The sequence below is a fragment of the Paenibacillus sp. FSL H3-0469 genome, assembly GCF_038051945.1.
In the GTDB taxonomy this organism is placed as follows: domain Bacteria; phylum Bacillota; class Bacilli; order Paenibacillales; family Paenibacillaceae; genus Paenibacillus_AQ.
In genome coordinates this window covers 2,524,461-2,541,206 of the sequence record NZ_CP150302.1, presented here as the reverse complement: position 1 = coordinate 2,541,206, position 16,746 = coordinate 2,524,461, and the positions used below count along the sequence as shown (strand labels likewise).

At 52.5% G+C, this 16,746-nt stretch carries 17 protein-coding genes; 13 read left to right on the top strand and 4 right to left on the bottom strand.

The features are described from left to right. Nucleotides 1-19 precede the first annotated feature (19 nt). A complete protein-coding gene (locus NSS83_RS11055; protein WP_341184444.1) occupies nt 20-1,171 on the top strand; it encodes a cysteine desulfurase family protein in 1,152 nt (383 codons plus the stop codon). A 57-nt stretch (nt 1,172-1,228) separates the two neighbouring features. Next, a complete protein-coding gene (gene thiI, locus NSS83_RS11050) occupies nt 1,229-2,470 on the top strand; it encodes a tRNA uracil 4-sulfurtransferase ThiI (protein ID WP_341185228.1) in 1,242 nt (413 codons plus the stop codon). On the opposite strand, the gene NSS83_RS11045 is transcribed toward thiI, so the two are convergent. After that, on the bottom strand, nt 2,452-3,141 hold the full coding sequence (locus NSS83_RS11045; protein ID WP_341348256.1) for a TerC family protein: 690 nt from the start codon (nt 3,139-3,141) through the stop codon (nt 2,452-2,454). The genes thiI and NSS83_RS11045 overlap by 19 nt on opposite strands. Before the next feature lie 182 nt (nt 3,142-3,323). Between NSS83_RS11045 and NSS83_RS11040 the strand changes: the two genes are divergently transcribed. The 6 genes from NSS83_RS11040 (at nt 3,324) to NSS83_RS11015 (ending at nt 8,947) form a co-directional block, all read left to right on the top strand. Continuing rightward, nucleotides 3,324-3,983, top strand: a complete 660-nt coding sequence (locus NSS83_RS11040; RefSeq protein ID WP_341184446.1) for a TerC family protein — start codon at nt 3,324-3,326, stop codon at nt 3,981-3,983. 161 nt (nt 3,984-4,144) lie between these two features. Beyond that, a complete protein-coding gene (locus tag NSS83_RS11035; RefSeq protein WP_341184447.1) occupies nt 4,145-4,657 on the top strand; it encodes a hypothetical protein in 513 nt (170 codons plus the stop codon). Nucleotides 4,658-4,911: 254 nt separating this feature from the next. Beyond that, the gene (gene typA / locus NSS83_RS11030; RefSeq protein ID WP_341348255.1) at nt 4,912-6,756 is read left to right on the top strand and encodes a translational GTPase TypA; all 1,845 of its coding nucleotides are present in this window, start codon (nt 4,912-4,914) and stop codon (nt 6,754-6,756) included. Between the two features lie 150 nt (nt 6,757-6,906). Next, a complete protein-coding gene (locus NSS83_RS11025) occupies nt 6,907-7,203 on the top strand; it encodes a YlaH-like family protein (protein WP_341348254.1) in 297 nt (98 codons plus the stop codon). 87 nt (nt 7,204-7,290) lie between these two features. Then, nucleotides 7,291-8,394: an LCP family protein gene (locus NSS83_RS11020; protein WP_341184448.1), complete on the top strand. Its 1,104-nt coding sequence runs from the start codon at nt 7,291-7,293 to the stop codon at nt 8,392-8,394. 100 nt (nt 8,395-8,494) lie between these two features. Next, the gene (locus tag NSS83_RS11015; protein ID WP_036690242.1) at nt 8,495-8,947 is read left to right on the top strand and encodes a pyridoxamine 5'-phosphate oxidase family protein; all 453 of its coding nucleotides are present in this window, start codon (nt 8,495-8,497) and stop codon (nt 8,945-8,947) included. A 34-nt stretch (nt 8,948-8,981) separates the two neighbouring features. Here NSS83_RS11015 and NSS83_RS11010 read toward each other — a convergent pair whose 3' ends face one another. Next, nucleotides 8,982-9,557 (bottom strand): YhcN/YlaJ family sporulation lipoprotein, encoded by a 576-nt coding sequence (locus NSS83_RS11010; protein ID WP_341184449.1) that lies wholly within the window; start codon nt 9,555-9,557, stop codon nt 8,982-8,984. Nucleotides 9,558-9,663: 106 nt separating this feature from the next. On the opposite strand from NSS83_RS11010, the gene NSS83_RS11005 reads away from it, so the two are divergent. Both NSS83_RS11005 and NSS83_RS11000 read left to right on the top strand, forming a co-directional pair. Continuing rightward, nucleotides 9,664-10,995 carry a PhoH family protein gene (locus tag NSS83_RS11005; RefSeq protein ID WP_340752285.1) on the top strand — a complete coding sequence of 444 codons (1,332 nt, stop codon included), beginning with the start codon at nt 9,664-9,666 and terminating at the stop codon, nt 10,993-10,995. Between the two features lie 405 nt (nt 10,996-11,400). Then, nucleotides 11,401-12,633: an extracellular solute-binding protein gene (locus tag NSS83_RS11000; protein ID WP_341184450.1), complete on the top strand. Its 1,233-nt coding sequence runs from the start codon at nt 11,401-11,403 to the stop codon at nt 12,631-12,633. Here the strand turns inward: NSS83_RS11000 and NSS83_RS10995 are convergent. Next, nucleotides 12,625-13,761 carry a hypothetical protein gene (locus tag NSS83_RS10995; protein WP_341184451.1) on the bottom strand — a complete coding sequence of 379 codons (1,137 nt, stop codon included), beginning with the start codon at nt 13,759-13,761 and terminating at the stop codon, nt 12,625-12,627. The two genes, NSS83_RS11000 and NSS83_RS10995, sit on opposite strands and share 9 nt — an antisense overlap. A 173-nt stretch (nt 13,762-13,934) precedes the next feature. Continuing rightward, nucleotides 13,935-14,171 (bottom strand): DUF2626 family protein, encoded by a 237-nt coding sequence (locus NSS83_RS10990; RefSeq protein ID WP_340752288.1) that lies wholly within the window; start codon nt 14,169-14,171, stop codon nt 13,935-13,937. Nucleotides 14,172-14,517: 346 nt separating this feature from the next. Here NSS83_RS10990 and NSS83_RS10985 point away from each other — a divergent pair, with 346 nt between their 5' ends. The 3 genes from NSS83_RS10985 to NSS83_RS10975 all read left to right on the top strand — a co-directional run bounded on the left by NSS83_RS10985 (nt 14,518) and on the right by NSS83_RS10975 (nt 16,678). After that, nucleotides 14,518-15,165, top strand: a complete 648-nt coding sequence (locus tag NSS83_RS10985; protein ID WP_036690232.1) for an RsfA family transcriptional regulator — start codon at nt 14,518-14,520, stop codon at nt 15,163-15,165. Between the two features lie 139 nt (nt 15,166-15,304). Beyond that, nucleotides 15,305-16,285 carry a 2-dehydropantoate 2-reductase gene (locus tag NSS83_RS10980; protein ID WP_341184452.1) on the top strand — a complete coding sequence of 327 codons (981 nt, stop codon included), beginning with the start codon at nt 15,305-15,307 and terminating at the stop codon, nt 16,283-16,285. 33 nt (nt 16,286-16,318) lie between these two features. Continuing rightward, nucleotides 16,319-16,678 (top strand): DUF3397 domain-containing protein, encoded by a 360-nt coding sequence (locus NSS83_RS10975; protein WP_305954367.1) that lies wholly within the window; start codon nt 16,319-16,321, stop codon nt 16,676-16,678. Nucleotides 16,679-16,746 lie beyond the last annotated feature (68 nt).

Below are 16,746 nucleotides of genomic sequence, written 5' to 3'. Positions count from 1 at the left end.
CAAAGGAGAACGCCGATATATGCTGTATTGGGATTATGCCGCTGCTGCCCCTCCCTATGAGGAGGTAGTGCAGACGCTGGAGCAGGTGATGAGGAAGCACTTCGCCAACCCCTCTTCCCTGCACCGGGCGGGAGAAGAGGCGGACAAGCTGATCAAGCGTGCGCGCGAAGTATGCGCAGCTGCGCTTGATGTGCTGCCGCAGGAAATTATATTCACCTCGGGTGCTACCGAGAGCAACAATCTGGCGGTCAAAGGGGCTGCGCTGCAGTATCAGAGCAGAGGGCGGCATATTGTGACCACGGAGCTGGAGCACCCTTCGGTCTACGAGAGCTGTCTTCAGCTGCAAAAGCTGGGCTGGGAGGTTACCTTCGTAGCCCCTGACTCTCAGGGAGTAGTTGAACCCTCGCAGATTGCTGCTGCGGTCCGGCCGGATACCGTGCTGGTCAGTGTGATGCACGTGAATAATGAGATCGGCACGGTGCAGCCGCTGCGTGAGATCGGACAACAGGTCAAGGCGGTGAACCGCCGGACCCTGTTTCATGTAGATGGCGTGCAGGGCTACGGTAAGCTTGAGGTCGAACTGAAGGCCTGGCAGGCTGATCTGTACAGCCTGTCCGCACATAAATTACGCGGTCCGCGCGGGACGGGCATTCTTTATGTCAGAGAAGGAGTTACGCTGTTTCCCTTGTTGACTGGCGGGTCCCAGGAACAGGGCAAGCGCGCCGGAACAGAGAATGTGCCTAATATTGTAGCTTCAGCCAAGGCCATGCGGATGAGCGGGGAACAGCGGGAGGCCTTCAGCGCCCGGATTCGTCCGCTCAAGGCACAGCTGGAGAATTATATAGCAGGGATACCGGAGCTTGTGCTGAACAGCATGGAGGACGGGGCGCCGCATATTGTTCATTTCTCTTACCCCGGCATGAAAGGGGAGGTCTTGGCCCGCAGGCTGGAGGAGCTAGGGATGGCGGTCGCCACACGCTCCGCCTGTTCCTCGCGCCTGGCCGAGCCGAGCCGGATTCTGCTGTCGATGGGCAGGGATACCGCTGCTGCGCTTGGCGGCATACGGATCAGCCTGGGCGACAGCCACACGCAGCAGGATGTGATCCGGCTGGAGCAGTCGCTGCTGGCAGCCGTCCAATCCTTGAAGATTGCAGAAGGAGGCATGAAATAACCAATGACAACAACAGAGACAGGTAGCGGAGCACAGAAAGCCGGATACGGAAGCAGCATGGACTATGCGGATATGCTCCTGCTGCGCTTCGGGGAGTTCATTCTCAAAGGAAAGAACCGCAGCCGGTTCGAGAAGACCGTACTGCGGCATGTGAAGGAGATGGTGAAGCCGTATCCTAATGTGAAGCTGACCCGGGAGTTCGGACGGATCTATGTCGAATTGAACGGTGAACCCGCAGGAGAATTAACGGAGGCGCTCGTAAATGTATTCGGGATCGCTTCGATTAGCCCGGTGAAGGTCTCCCGGCCGGAATTCGAGGATATTCTTGCGGCCAGCAAGACCTTCCTCCATCTTATTGCTCCGGCGGCGGGAACCAGCTTCAAGGTTAGCGCGCGCCGGGTGTGGAAGGGCTTCCCCTACGGCTCTATAGAGATGAATAAGCTTATAGCTACACCGCTGCTGCAGGGATATCCGGGGCTGCTGGTAGATGTGAAGTCTCCCGATCTGGAGCTGAAGATTGAGATTCGTGAAGAGCATACTCTTATTTTCTGCGAGAATATTGCCGGAGTCGGCGGCTTCCCGCTGGGAACGAACGGCAAGGCTATGCTGCTGCTCTCCGGCGGGATCGACAGTCCGGTTGCGGGCTGGTCATCGATGCGCAGGGGGCTGGAGGTAGAGTGCGTTCACTTTTACAGCTATCCTTATACGAGCGAGCTTGCCCGCCAGAAGGTTGTAGATTTGGCGCGTATCTTGTCGCGTTATGCTGGTGTAATCAAGCTGCATCTGGTTCCGTTCACGGAGGTGCAGACCTCTTTTACCGGGATCGGGCAGGATAACCTGATTATTACACTCATGCGCCGGGCTATGCTGCGGATTGCTACCGCCCTTGCGGAGAAGGAGGGGGCACTTGCGCTGATAACCGGCGACAGTCTGGGCCAGGTGGCCAGCCAGACTCTGCCCAGCATGAATGTGATCGGGCGTGCAACGGCTCTTCCGCTGCTGCGTCCGCTGGTGATGATGGACAAGAGTGAGATCGTGGAGCTCTCGCAGACCATCGGTACGTATGACTTGTCCATCCTGCCATACGAGGATTGCTGTACACTGTTCGTGCCCAAATCGCCGACGACGAATCCGAATATGCGGATTGTAGACAAGATTGAAGCGACGCTGCCGGGCTATCAGGCGTTACTCGATACGGCGGTTGCCGGAACCGAGACCGTACTCATTACACCTTATGGCAACGAGAAGCCGGAGGACTTAGTACCGGCACAAGCAGGCCTTCAGGAAGAGTGGTTCTGAAGAGCGGAGTCCGTCCGGCGGCGCTTCCAGTGTCCCGCAGCCAGGATACCGGCAATTACTGCGGCGATGAACAGAATGTGCAGCAGCGGATGTGCCTTGAAATAAGGGGCAATGACCTTCTCGCCGGAAATCATGGTGGAGGCTGTGAAGCCGAGTACGCCTGACCCGTGATAGATAATCCATGGATACCGGTTGATTAACCGGATAAACAGGGTACTTCCCCAGACCACAATAGGCACGCTGATCAGCAATCCCAGCACCACTAGCGTAATATTATGATTCGCTGCACCGGCAACAGCAATAACGTTGTCCAGTCCCATGGCTGCATCGGCTATCACAATCGTCCGGACAGCTGCCCACAGAGTTCCGCCGGCCTGAATATCCGTCTCTGCACTGCCGCCGGACAGCAGCTTATAAGCTATAAGGATTAGCAGCAGCCCGCCGATTGCCAGCAGCCATGGAATTTTAAGCAGCCACACCACAAGAATCGTCGCGATGATCCGTAGGATCACTGCACCGCCTGTACCAAGCAGAATCGCCTGCTTCTGCCGCTTTCCCTGCAGGTTCCGCGCGGCCAGGCCGATGACGATGGCATTATCGCCTGCCAGAATCAGATCGAGGAACACAATATTCAGCAGAGATAATATGAAATCCATAGCGGATGTATTCATCCCGGGTCACTCCTATAGGTTTGGTGGCTTGCAGTCCCTTACGGCCAGTCAGGCCGTAGACTATAGATATACGCGGCAATCCGGCCGTACATGCGCAGTTTCTAAAATAGCGGGACAAGAAGCATAGCTTGTCGCCCCCCGGCATACATGTAGTTACATGGAGTTCAGGGAGGCTGAAGTGGATGGATTCATTATTGCTGCTTGGTGAAATTCTAATGATTAATCTGGTGCTCAGCGGAGACAACGCCATGGTCATTGCGATGGCCAGCAAAAATCTGCCGGAGAAGCACAGAAAGCTGGCTGTCTGGTGGGGGGCAGCCGGAGCGGTCGCGCTGCGCTGTATCCTGACCTTCGCCGCAGTGCTGTTGCTCAAGATTCCCTATATTGAAGCCGGAGGGGCAATGCTGCTGCTATGGATATCCTTCAAGCTGCTGCTCGAAGACGAGGAAGAGCTGAGAATTGAGGGAAGCCCCAGCGTCTGGAAGTCGGTACGCACCATCCTGCTGGCGGACTTCATCATGAGCCTGGATAATGTACTGGCGATTGCCGGGCTTGCCAAAGGGGATCTGGCCCTCATCGTAATCGGGATTGCGATCAGCATTCCGATTGTCGTCTGGGGGAGCGGCATTATCGTGGGCTGGCTGCACCGCTTCCCGGTGCTGGTGTTCATCGGCGCCTATATTCTGGCGTATACCGCCGGGAACATGCTGCTGCAGGATGCCAAATTCGGCCCGGTGATTTCGTTCCTGTTGCCGTCGCTTCATGCTATGCTGCCGATGCTGCTGGGCATTATCGTGGTTGTTACGGGCATGCTGAAGCACAGGAAAGTATCCGCAGGCTGATAAGCGGCAATAATAAGGCTGTACCAAAAGCTGGAAGGCTTTGGTTCAGCCTTATTTCTTTTTTCCGGAGAATGCTCCGCCGCGATGTGTGAAGAATGATGGTGTTTTATGCGTTTATCAGATAAAATAAAGACACGAAATGTTGAAGGGATAGGTGAAAGATGTCTTCCAAAAATGACATGAAACTGGGTGTGTTCATCGCCGCCGCCGGCCTCGTGATCTTGCTGGGCAAGCTGGGGGTGTTCGGTTTTCTGGGACGGGCCTTATGGCCGCTCATCATTCTGGTTCCGGGCCTGTTCCTGCATGTGCTCTTTTTCACCCGCCGCGCTTCTGCATCTGTACTTATTCCAGCGGGCATACTATCGGTGTACGGCTTGCTCTTCGGCTTATGCAATACCTGGGGCTGGGACCTCATGAGACACTTATGGCCTGTTCTTCTGCTGGGGATCGCAGTGGGACTGTATGAATATTCGCTGTATGCCTCTGGCAGAACCGGCGGGTTAACTACAGCCGCTGTTATCCTTGGATTGCTTAGTGTAGTGCTGGTTATCTTCACCCTATTAGGTACCGGGGCGCTCTATCTGCTCGGCGCTGTGCTGGTTGCTGCGGGACTGTGGCTGATGCTGGGAAGAGGCAGACCGGGAAGCCGCAAGAAGTGGAACGGTGGCTGGTAAACAGATCGTCAGCACACACTGATAGGACAATTCAAGACCGCTGAGCCGGACTTAAGGCAAAATTAGAAAATTTAAGCGGACTTGGCAACGTTTTTTTTCAGAAAAAGACTTGCTTTTCATAGTACTTTCACTATAAAATTAAGGAATGTTGGAGCGTCGGCTTTCTGCCTGGCGCTTCTTTTGTGAGACTGCCGTGACATGCTAAGAATTTAAACAGTTTTAATTTGATAAATGAGAGGATTTGGATACAAATCATGCATTCAAGAAAAGATATCCGTAACATTGCGATCATTGCCCACGTTGACCATGGTAAAACAACGCTCGTCGATCAGCTTCTCCAGCAGTCCGGGATTTTCAGCGCACACGAGCACGTTCAAGAACGCGCCATGGACTCTAACGATATCGAACGGGAACGTGGAATTACAATCCTAGCTAAAAATACAGCAATTACTTATAAAGAGTTCCTGATTAACATCGTAGATACACCTGGACACGCTGACTTCGGCGGCGAAGTAGAACGGATCATGAAGATGGTTGACGGCGTACTGCTTGTTGTTGATGCTTATGAAGGCTGCATGCCGCAGACCAAGTTCGTACTCCGCAAGGCGCTGGAACAGCACCTGACCCCGATCGTAGTCGTGAACAAGATTGACCGTCCGGCTGCGCGTCCGAAGGAAGTTATTGATGAAGTGCTGGACTTGTTCATTGAGCTTGAAGCCAGTGACGACCAGCTTGAATTCCCTGTAGTCTATGCTTCTGCGCTTAACGGCACATCGAGCATGAACGCTGAGAAGCAGGATGAGACCATGCTTTCGCTTTATGAAACAATCGTTGAGCATATCCCGGCTCCAACCGAGAAGGTTGAAGAGCCACTGCAGTTCCTGGTAACACTGATGGACTACAACGAATACCTGGGCCGTATCGCTATTGGCCGCGTGAACCGCGGTGTAATCAAGCAAGGCCAATCCGTTACAGTCATCATGCGTGACGGCAAGAGCAAGACTGCCCGTATCGAGAAGCTGTTCGGCTTCCAGGGTCTGAAGCGTGTGGAGACAGAAGAAGCAGGCGCAGGCGACATCGTGGCTATTGCCGGTATCAAGGATATCAACATCGGTGAGACCATTGCTGATCCGCAGCATCCTGAAGCGCTGCCTGTTTTGAAGATTGACGAGCCTACCATGCAGATGACATTCCTCGTGAACAACAGCCCGTTCGCAGGTAAAGAAGGCAAGTGGGTTACTTCCCGTAAGCTTCGTGAGCGTCTGTTCAAAGAACTGGAAACGGATGTGAGCTTGCGTGTAGATGAAACTGACAGTCCTGATGCGTTTATCGTTTCTGGACGCGGTGAGCTTCACCTTGGTATCCTGATCGAGAATATGCGCCGTGAAGGTTATGAAATGCAAGTGTCTAAACCGCAAGTAATCATTAAAGACATCGATGGTGTCAGATCCGAGCCGCTTGAGCGCCTCATGATTGACATTCCGGAAGAAAGCATGGGTGCCGTTATGGAAAGTCTGGGCAGCCGCAAAGCCGAGATGGTCAACATGATTAACCACGGCACCGGCCAAGTCCGTCTGGAATTCCTGATTCCGGCACGCGGCCTGATCGGCTATAACACACACTTCCTGACGCTGACACGCGGCTACGGTGTAATGAACCATGCCTTCGATAGCTATGCTCCACTGGTTGGCGGCCAAGTTGGCGGACGTCATCAGGGTGTGCTTGTAGCAAGCGAAAGTGGAACAACAACTCAATACGGCATCGTTGGTGTTGAGGATCGTGGTATTCTCTTCCTGGATGCAGGTACTGAAATTTATGAAGGTATGATTGTAGGCGAGCATACTCGTGATAACGATATTATCGTCAACATTTGCAAAGAAAAAGCACTTACCAACATGCGTACCTCAGGTAAAGATGACACTGTGAAAATGAAGACTCCACGTACCTTCTCTTTGGAAGGCGCGCTTGAATACCTGAACGATGATGAATATTGTGAAATCACTCCTAAATCTGTACGTCTGCGCAAAAAGATCCTGAATAAGGGCGAGCGCGAGCGTGTAGAGAAGCAACGTAAGGCGGCGCAAGCCAGCCAAGCGTAAGATATTTCCATTCAAGCCGCCGGAATAATCCGGCGGTTTTTCTCATTTTACAGCGGGGATCTTTCAAATTGAAGGGATTAATAGCAGTATAAAACGGCTGCGGGTGATATAATGTAAGCGTAACTTATGATCCGGGAGGAGTGAGCGGCTATGCAAAGCTGGTTCGCTGAGCATCCAGTTATCGCTTATATTGTCATTTTTATCTTACTGACTTATGTGTATAACCAAGTATTTCGCGTCAATCAGAAGCTGCCGATCGGCAAAGAGATCGTACTGTATGTGATGATGGCGGCAGGCTCAGGTATGCTTCTTATCTTCCAGCATGACAAGCTGCCGATCATCCAGTGCCTGCTGGTAGCGGTCGGGCTGATGCTGCTTGTGCGGGTCCGCTATCTGGTGGAGGCCCGGCAGAAGCGGAAGGCTGCAGCGTCTGCAAAACGGCAGTAGACGCAACTTTTGATGACAGGGTTCGTCTAAGTTATTACGAAGTTATCTACTTCAATTCCAGTTGAATGAAAAGGAACTAAACGGATTATGAATAGAAGTAAGGGCAATCTGCCACCCAGAAGGAACGGCCAGCAAGGAAGCACCACCACTAACCGGCAGCAGCCGAGGTCTGCTGCTTCAGCTGCAACCGCAAAGAAAAAAGCGCGGAAACCGAAAAAGCGAGGATTCTTCGCCCGGCTGATGAGAGTGCTGTTCATCATTCTGCTAATTGCTGTTATAGCGGCATTAGGCTACGCAGGGTATTTATACTGGAAGGTGGACCACGGAGGATTCGGAGTGGACCAGCCGGTTGCCGCAGGGCAATCTGCCTCGGAGAAGCCGCTGACAATGCTGCTGCTCGGTACGGACAACCGCCCGAAGCACCCGTCCAATCTGACGGATGTGATCATGGTCGCGGCCTTGAATCCGGAGACCAAATCGGCTACGGTGGTCTCATTACCCCGCGATACATATGTCGAGCTTGGCGGATACAAGAAGACGAAGATTAATGCTTTCTACTCCCGCTTCAAGAGCAAGGAGAAGGAATCCGGCGTGCTTGCCAAGGATCAGATGAAGAAGATGATGGGTGAGTATCTCGGGGTTCCGGTTGATTACACGACGGTGCTGGATTTCCAGGGCTTCCGGGATATCGTAGATGAGTTCGGCGGCGTGGACGTTAATATCAGCGCCAATATGTGTTACACGGACAGTGTGGACGCCACCAATATTAATCTCAAAAAAGGCGAAGCCCAGCTAAACGGAGATAAAGCACTGGATTATGTGCGTTACCGCAAGTCCAACTGCAAGCCGGCGACGAAGCCTTCGGATGATTTTGAACGCAATAAGCGCCAGAACGAGGTACTGACTTCATTGATCTCCCAGATGCAGTCGCTGGGCGGTGTCCTCAAAATCGGCCGGGTGCTGGATGCGGTGGATAATAATCTGGAGAGCGATATCGAGAATGCGCAGATTAAGAGCCTGATTGCCACCTATTGGGATATTCCCAAGGAGAATGTCGAATATGTACCGGTAACCGGAACCTGGCGCAGTCCCTATGTATATATTAACGATAAGGAGCTGGACGCAGCCAAGAAAAGCCTCCAGGACCGGATATCCGGAGTGTCCGCTGCAGCGGTCTCAGGCCAGCCTTGAGCAGCGGGCAGGGTACAATCTGTAAATTGAATGCAAGTTTCGTCCTGTGCTATAATATAATAAATTGAATGTATTCTTGCCGCATAGGGGGCCTGTAACTATGTCTGAAGCCGTTGCTCAGCTCAATGAAACTTTGCTAGCTATGCTGCAATCGGAGACGTTTGTTCTTCTTAACACTGTGGATGCAGAATCCGGCGGACCTACGTCGACTGCGATCTCCTGGATCTATGCTGTGAGCCCTTCCATTGTCCGGCTGGCTGTGGACCACCGCTCCAGACTGGTAAACAACATGAAGGTTAACCCGAGAGTAACGATTACCGTGTTTGGCGAAGGGACGGTGCATGCCATTAACGGTCATGCCGCTGTTCGGCTGGACCCGTTGCCGGATGTTCCGTTTAAGATGTGCTGTTTTGATATTGAGATTGAAGCGGTCCGTAATGCGCTGTTCTATGGTGCGCACCTGGAATCTGCTCCGAAATATGCGAAGGTATACGATGCACGTGCGGCTGAGAAGCTGGACGGACAAGTGTTTGCCGCCATGCAAAAAGCCTAGTGTGCTATCACTAGGCTTTTTTTGAAATTTGGATCTACCGGGTATTGCCTTGCGGCTCAATATCCTCCGGTAGCTGCGGAATAATCCGGCCGATAATATCGGCCATCTCGGAGGCGAAGCCCGAGACCGGGTTGCCCTTAGAGATATGCTTGCCCATCTCGGCCAGCCTGCTGCTTAGATCCATGTCGGCAGTGACCAGAACTCTTACGCCCCTGGGATCCTTGCGGATCGCTTCGGCTACCGAATATTTCACGCTTCCGACCCGCGAACGGGTAAGGGCGCCGTCCACATCAATGCCGACCACGGCAAGGTTGTTCATGACGACACAGTGGACGCCTTCCACACCTGGCACTCTTCGCGCTAATTGTTCAAAATGATCCTTGAGTGCCACATCGCTGTCGTGCTTGCCTTCTGAAGCTTGTCCCGAATCCGGGGCGGGCTCTTGTACGGCTGTACCATCTTCCGACAATGACCGCAATCCGCGGTTCCCCTGGCTGTGCACCGCTTCAGCCGACTGTTTATCCTGAGGAGAGGGTGATGTCTCTTTATTAGCGATACCGCAGCTTGTCAGCAGCAGCAGTACCAGCAACAGACACATTGATTTTCTCATATGTGAGTACTCCTTTCAGCCTGAGAATTAGTGATTTACCTTATGTTGCCCTTGCTGAAAAGAGTTATGTATGATCAATCAAACCAGGCGCTGTGGAGGGGATAACATGAAAAAGATATTCGTACTGGACACTAACGTGCTGTTGCACGACCCCAATTCGATTTTTGCTTTCAAGGCGAATGAGGTGGTCATTCCTGCTGTAGTCCTGGAAGAAATCGACTCCAAGAAGCGTAATGCCGATGAAATCGGCCGTAACGCCCGCACCGTATCGCGTCTGTTAGACGGACTCCGGGAGCTGGGTCACCTGCATAGCGGGGTGGTACTGGACCATGGAGGCACGCTGAAGGTGGAGCTTAATCACCGCAGCTTCGTCAAGGTACAGGAGATGTTCGGCGAAGTCTCCAATGACAACCGGATATTGGCTGTAGCGCTCAATTATCTTCATGAGGAGAATGAGAAGGCTGACCCGAGTCCTGTGGTACTTGTAAGTAAAGATGTTCTCGTCCGCATCAAAGCGGATGTGCTTGGCATAACTCCGGAGGATTATCTGTCCGACCGCACCGGCGATTTGAATGAGCTGTATTCCGGCTGCCAGTCGCTGATGGCCCATCCTTCACTGATTGATGAATATTACAGTCACCGGTTCCTGTCCACGAAGCAGTTGTCGCTGTCCTATCCGCTGTATCCGCATGAATTCGTAATTCTGAAGGATGAGATCGGAAGCGGCAAATCCGCGCTGCTGAAGGTCAACAGTGATGCCTCCCGTCTGGAGCCGCTTTATCTGGGCAATGATGCGGTATGGGGTATCAGCGCCCGGAATGCGCAGCAGCGGATGGCACTTGAGCTTCTGCTGAATGATGATATTCCGCTGGTGACCATTACCGGCAAGGCGGGCACAGGCAAGACGCTGCTGGCGTTAGCCGCCGGATTGTTCAAGGTAGAGGATGAACACAAATACAAGAAGCTGCTGATTGCCCGCCCGGTGGTACCGATGGGTAAGGATATCGGCTATCTGCCGGGAGAGAAGGATGAGAAGCTCCGTCCATGGATGCAGCCGATTTATGATAACCTCGAATTCCTGTTCGACACCAAGAAGGCAGGGGATATCGATAAAATATTGATGGGTCTGGGAAGTATCCAAGTAGAGGCGCTGACCTATATCCGCGGCCGCTCCATCCCGTCGCAGTTCATTATCATTGATGAGGCGCAGAACCTGTCCCGCCACGAAGTGAAGACCATTGTCTCCCGGGCCGGCGAGGGCAGTAAGGTGATCCTGATGGGGGATCCCGAGCAGATTGACCACCCTTATCTGGATGCGGCGAGCAACGGGCTCAGCTATATCGTGGAGAAGTTCAAGCAGCAGGGCATTAGCGGACATATCACGCTGGAAAAGGGCGAGCGTTCGCATCTGGCCCAGCTGGCCGCCGATCTGCTGTAACCCGCACCAACAACAAACTTTATTCCAGCCGGGAGATCACCACTCCCGGTTTTTTCCTGCCCGCCCCCCGGAAGCGGCAGGAGGGGATTTGGCTGGGATTAGCTGGAGCAACATGGCGATAGCACCGGAGGGGAATTTTGGAGCTGTAGGAGCGGTAGCGTCCGCCTTTGTCTGCGGATTTCTACCGCGAGCAGCGGTTTAATTAAGAGAAATCTGCAGACAACAGCGGCCGGAAGGCCAAATATTCACCGCAGGTGCGACTACCGCCCAAATTGCGGCTGTGCTTCTCAGACACTCCCATCCCACCGTTTCCTTCTATATAAAGAGAACGGTTTCACAACCCAAGACAAGCGCCAGCATCTCTGCTAAAATGAGGAATAAGAAACGCTGAAGGAGAGAGCGCATGTGCTGAAACGCAAAAATTACTGGCTGCTGTTTGCAGTTCTGCTGCTGGCCCTGACAAGCCTGTCACCCAGCATGGAGCTGAATACGGATCATGGTAGCTATCCGCCCAGACAGCCGCTGGACCAATCAGAGCGTCCTCCTTCAGGGGAAGCAGGCAAAGCCGAGAGTCTACAGATCCGCGTCTCGCTCAGTACGGAGGAATTCAGCGTGCTTGAGCAGATTAGCAAAGAGTACACTATATCCAGCGGAGTCAGCGTGATCCTTAAGAATGTAGAGGCGGAAGACGGGGGAGCACAGGTACGTGAAGAACTAACCATTGGGACAAGCCCGGATATCGTGATGCTGGACGGTCACAGTATTTATGATCTGGCTACCCGGGGCTATCTGCTGCCTGTAGATATCTACCAGAGTGTTCCCGGGAGCACGCCGCTTCCGATGCTTATTCCGCAGATGCAGTGGAACGGATATAACTGGGGAGTACCGCTGGATATCGATCCCTATGTCCTCGTGTATTCGCCGGAGCGGCTCGCCGGAATGGGTGTTGCGGAGGTGCCCGGAAGCCTGGAACAGTGGAATGAGCTGCTGGTCCGGTTGAAAGAGGATCCGGATAAGAAGCGTTATCTGCTGGCAATGGATCCGCGGAATCCTTACGGGTATGCCGCTGTGCTGCATAGTATGGGCAGCAGCTTGCGCTCCGCCAGCCTTGAGCAGGCCCAGTGGACAGAAGCGGCGCGTAGCTATATGTATCTGACCAGCCAGTTCAATAAGGAAATCTGGGAACTGCTGCAGGATGGGAAGCTTGCGGTGGCGGCTGTGCCGCTATCGGAGTGGAAGAAGCACGGAAATTCTACACTTGCGGTGCAGATGCCGAAGAAGCAGGAGGATATACCAAGCTATGAGGTTATTCAGAGCCGCTTTTTTGCCCTTCCGGCACAATCCGGCAGTCCGGAAGCAGCGGTCCAATGGCTCGCCTACGTCACATCAAGCACGGCCCAAATGGAATGGCTGGAGAACACGGACCGTCTGCCGGCACTGGATGAGCTATACCGCTCCCCTCAGCCCGAGATTGGGAAGCTGCCGATGGAAGCCGGATGGTTTCTTGCAGAGGATAACACCCCCGGTCCCGGCTCTGAGGCAGAGTGGAGCCGGAAGGCGGAGGCAGTGCTTGGTTTGTTAACCGGTAAGCTAAATGCGGCCGCTTTTGAAGCAGTAGTGAAGCCACCTTTAGAATGAGAGGGACAGCTTCACATGCAGGATGCCGTCCGAGCTTGCGACCTCGGTGGCCTGCAGGAAGGAGACGATTTTGGACGGATAGAAGCCGAGATCGAATTCTTCCTCCAGAGCCTGGCGGGTGGTATCCGGCAGCTCCAGACCATTGAATACCACATGATCAACATGGAACATTAAGCCGTTGACAGGCTCCTGCTGTATGGTATAGCGGCCGGTCAGCGACAGCGACAAGCCCCCGCTTTTACCCGTTGCCGAGACTGAATTATCCTTGAACGCAAACCGGAAATCCTGGAACAGCGGATTCTGGGTAACCAGGAACTCATTCAGATCCGTTTCAGACAGGGCGAGATTATAGGTCATCCCCTTGCGCACCAGCACGCCTTCCCGGCTCTGGACGAACTCCGGCAGCTGCTTCATGGCAGAAGCCAGCGCTTTGAAATACTTCCGCACCTCATGCAGGCCGATATTCTCCCAATATGTACTGAACTCCTCCAGCAGCCGCTGCATACTTTCAGGATCTGTACTGGCCTGAATCCCGCCTGCAATCTCCTTATCTAAGGCAAGCACACGTTTCTGTTGCTCTTCGAGCGCCGTCTTGAGCTCTGCCAGCTCCTGACTGCTGCGCCGTGCGGCCGTCAGTGTACTTTTCAAATCCTTATATTGTGTCTCATATTCCGTGAGTGTCTTCCGGTCCTGCCCCATAATAATCTCATAATAATCGACTAGAGCGATTAGCCTGCTGATACTTTTGGCGGAGAGAAAGGCTGTAAGAAGCCCATCCCGTTCCCCCATATAATAGGCCCGCACAACAGCACCCGCCCTTTCCTGCTGATCCGCGATATTACTCTGCTTGGCGGCTGCCTGGTCTTCCAGCTCAGCGGCTTTGCGCTCCAGCGTCTGTTGTTCTGCGGTAATCCGGGCAATCTCACGTTCAATCTCTGCGGAGGACAGCGTCTGCTCCAGCAGCTTGCGGGTCTCTTCATCATCCGGCATAGAGGGCGGCGGAGCGCTGACTCCTGAAGCGGAGCCGGAACCGGCGGAAAGATACACCGGAGAAGCCGGCGGCATAGCGATGCAGGTGAGGATCAATATTGCTGCGAATAACCGGCGAACAGGTTTACGGGATAACACTTGCACCACCACCTTGAACAGAGTTAGACAGGTATGTACTATTAATATGTTTCAGCCTGTTAAAATATCATACCCTGTTTTGCGTCTCCCCGAACTACAATTTTGCAAACAAAAAGAACGGAAATGCTCCCTGAAGGCAAGAAGCCATATCCGTTCACTCCTATATATATGCGTTATAGCGGCAATCCCATCTCAAATATCGTCCAATAGCTGAAGCCTGTAAACGTCAGGATCATATACCCCCAAAAGAGCAGGATGTAGGTCTTTTCCGTAAATTTCATATAGCCCAGAATCACAAAAAAAGCGGTTTGCAAAAAGAATAGCAGGGCCATTTCCGTCAGATTACCGGCAAAAGCCATAAGTCCGATGGTGAGTGTAAAAAATCCTAAAACGCGAAACATGCGGTCCAAGAGAGGGTCCCCCTTCCAGTATGAATCCGGCTAACAGCTGCTTACCCTTTATTATAACGGCTGTCTAAAACACTGTAAACGAATTCATTGAAAAAAATTCAAAATTTCATAAAATATATGATTTTTATTATTGACACATGCCTTCTGGACGGAAAAGAGGAATTTATAACAAAGGTAGTATGAGGTGCAGACAAATTGGCAATACAAATTAGTATCAAATAGATTCTATGAACTCTAATAGAGGCATAGAAATGGAGTAAGCAGCTTTTATCCCTATTCACTACCCGGCGGAGCTGCCGGTTCTGAAGATGGTTATTTCATGATGTTGTTAGGAGGGTTAGGCTTTATGACAGCCGTTAGACAGGATGCTTGGAGTGCAGAAGATGATCTGATATTGGCAGAAATAACGCTGCGTCATATCCGCGAGGGCAGCACACAGCTTGCTGCTTTTGAAGAGGTGGGTGAAAAAATCGGCAGAACTTCGGCGGCCTGCGGTTTCCGCTGGAACAGCTGCGTGCGCAAAAGCTACGAGGACGCTATCGGGATTGCCAAAGGACAGCGGCAGAAACGGAGCTATCTGAAGAAACAGCCTGCCTCGCGCGGGGCTCAGGTTGCCGGACTGATTCTCGGTGACATTGAGGAAGACTACAGCCGCAGCGAAGGATTAAGCGAGAATAGCTTGTCCATCGATGCCGTCATCCGCTTCCTGCGGCAGTGGAAGGGGACATTCCAGGAGGCCGGCAGACAGCTTAAGATGCTAGAGCGCGATCTGCGGGAGAAGGAAGAGGAGCTCTCTGAACTGAGAGTAGAGAATGAACGTCTATCCAGAGAAGTGAATCTTGCCCAGAGCGATTACCGTGTGGTTAATGATGATTACAAGGCGCTGATCCAGATTATGGACCGTGCCCGCAGGCTGGCTTTTCTTAACGAAGAGGATGAAGAGAAGACCCGCTTCAAAATGGATGCGAACGGAAACCTGGAACGGATTGAATAGAAGATTTAGAGAGCAAGCCCTGCGTCCGAGTGCGTTACAGCAACGGATTAGCAGGGTTTTTTGTTTTGCTTTTGCAGAGACAGGCAGGATATAATTAGGAAAATTATTGGAGCAAGGCATGGCAGGGGGCAGGATTAGCATGAGGATAGATGTGATAGGTGCGGGGTCACTGGGGCTGCTGCTTGCAGGACGGCTGATCGCCAGTGGGGTTGAAGTACGGATATGGTGCAGGGGGGAGGAGCAGAGCAAGGCGCTATCCGAACGGGGTCTTACTATTAGCTATGAAGATGGCAGGGAAGCAACACGGCTTCCAGGCGGGAGCTTCTCAGCGGCACCAGTAGAAGGATATACCCAGTGTCAGCTGGATGAACCCGGGGAGGTTACACTGTTAACGGTCAAGCAGAAGGTGCTTCATGAGGCTCTGCCTGAGATTCTCCGGCCGCTAAGCGGCAGGAAGCTTGTAGTCATAGGGTTTCAGAACGGCTGCGGACATCTGGAGCTGCTTAGGGGGCTGCTGCCGGGGTCATCCATCTGGGCGGCTGTAACAACAGAGGCGGCCAAGAGGAAAACATTAACAGAGATTATTCATACGGGTAAAGGGGAAATATGTATAGGGAAGAGCAGCTCTCCTATAAATATTCATGAAACTGATCTGCAGGCATCTAAGCCTGAGGCCATAATTAGTTTCATAGAAGCTCTTGCCTCAGCAGGATTTCACGCTTCTCTGTCGAAAGAAGTGGATACCATCATTTACCGGAAGCTTCTGATCAATGCTGTCATTAATCCTCTAACCGCCATTTGGCGGGTCCGGAACGGCGAATTGCTGGCCTCTGCTGCACGTATACAGCTTATGAAGGAACTGTATATAGAGGCAACCGGGATATTAGAGGCCTGCGGGATTTTCCCTGAGCACGATGCCTGGGACGCCATTCTTGAAGTGTGCCGCGCGACTTCGGGCAATACATCATCGATGTTGGCTGATGTGCTTGCTGCAAGGGAGACGGAAATCCGCTGGATTAATGGAAGCATTGTGAATATGGGGCTGCGGCAGGGCATTCAGGCTCCGCTGCACCGCTGGATTTGCGGACTGGTAGAAGGCATGACTGTGAGGGAGGGGTGAGGCTGTTTGGAATTTCTCCGGAATTCGTTCGGCGTGTTAAGCGTTATTCCGATTGTTCCTTTTTTGATTGTGTATTTCGCAGGAATCGGGCTGAGGCATGATAAGAGGAAAACAATGATGCTGGCGATGGACGTAACTACTTTGTTTTTATTGCTGTCAGTTTCGGGACTGTTTAATATTATTTTCGACTCAACCTTTGGATTCTTTCTTATACTACTTATTGTATTAATATCCGCCGGACTGATTGGCGGTGCGCAAAACCGTCTCAAAGGAGGGGTGGACGGAAAACGGTTACTTCGTGCTGTATGGCGGCTTTCATTCTTTTTCCTGGGCGTAGGTTACGTATTATTTATGGTTGTAGGCCTCATTCAATACATATCACAAGCGATGTAACGTTCCACTGCTCCGGTGAAGCGTCAACGTCACAAAATTTTAAAGAATTAAAAAAAAGTCGTTTTCAG

Coding starts and splice junctions, on each gene's coding strand:
- NSS83_RS11015 (WP_036690242.1), top strand. CDS start 8,495: ATGTCTGAAGCCGTTGCTCAGCTCAATGAAACTTTGCTAGCTATGCTG.
- NSS83_RS10980 (WP_341184452.1), top strand. CDS start 15,305: ATGAGGATAGATGTGATAGGTGCGGGGTCACTGGGGCTGCTGCTTGCA.
- typA (WP_341348255.1), top strand. CDS start 4,912: ATGCATTCAAGAAAAGATATCCGTAACATTGCGATCATTGCCCACGTT.
- NSS83_RS11005 (WP_340752285.1), top strand. CDS start 9,664: ATGAAAAAGATATTCGTACTGGACACTAACGTGCTGTTGCACGACCCC.
- NSS83_RS11020 (WP_341184448.1), top strand. CDS start 7,291: ATGAATAGAAGTAAGGGCAATCTGCCACCCAGAAGGAACGGCCAGCAA.
- NSS83_RS11055 (WP_341184444.1), top strand. CDS start 20: ATGCTGTATTGGGATTATGCCGCTGCTGCCCCTCCCTATGAGGAGGTA.
- NSS83_RS11035 (WP_341184447.1), top strand. CDS start 4,145: ATGTCTTCCAAAAATGACATGAAACTGGGTGTGTTCATCGCCGCCGCC.
- NSS83_RS11040 (WP_341184446.1), top strand. CDS start 3,324: ATGGATTCATTATTGCTGCTTGGTGAAATTCTAATGATTAATCTGGTG.
- NSS83_RS11045 (WP_341348256.1), bottom strand. CDS start 3,141: ATGAATACATCCGCTATGGATTTCATATTATCTCTGCTGAATATTGTG.
- NSS83_RS11010 (WP_341184449.1), bottom strand. CDS start 9,557: ATGAGAAAATCAATGTGTCTGTTGCTGGTACTGCTGCTGCTGACAAGC.
- NSS83_RS10985 (WP_036690232.1), top strand. CDS start 14,518: ATGACAGCCGTTAGACAGGATGCTTGGAGTGCAGAAGATGATCTGATA.
- NSS83_RS11025 (WP_341348254.1), top strand. CDS start 6,907: ATGCAAAGCTGGTTCGCTGAGCATCCAGTTATCGCTTATATTGTCATT.
- thiI (WP_341185228.1), top strand. CDS start 1,229: ATGGACTATGCGGATATGCTCCTGCTGCGCTTCGGGGAGTTCATTCTC.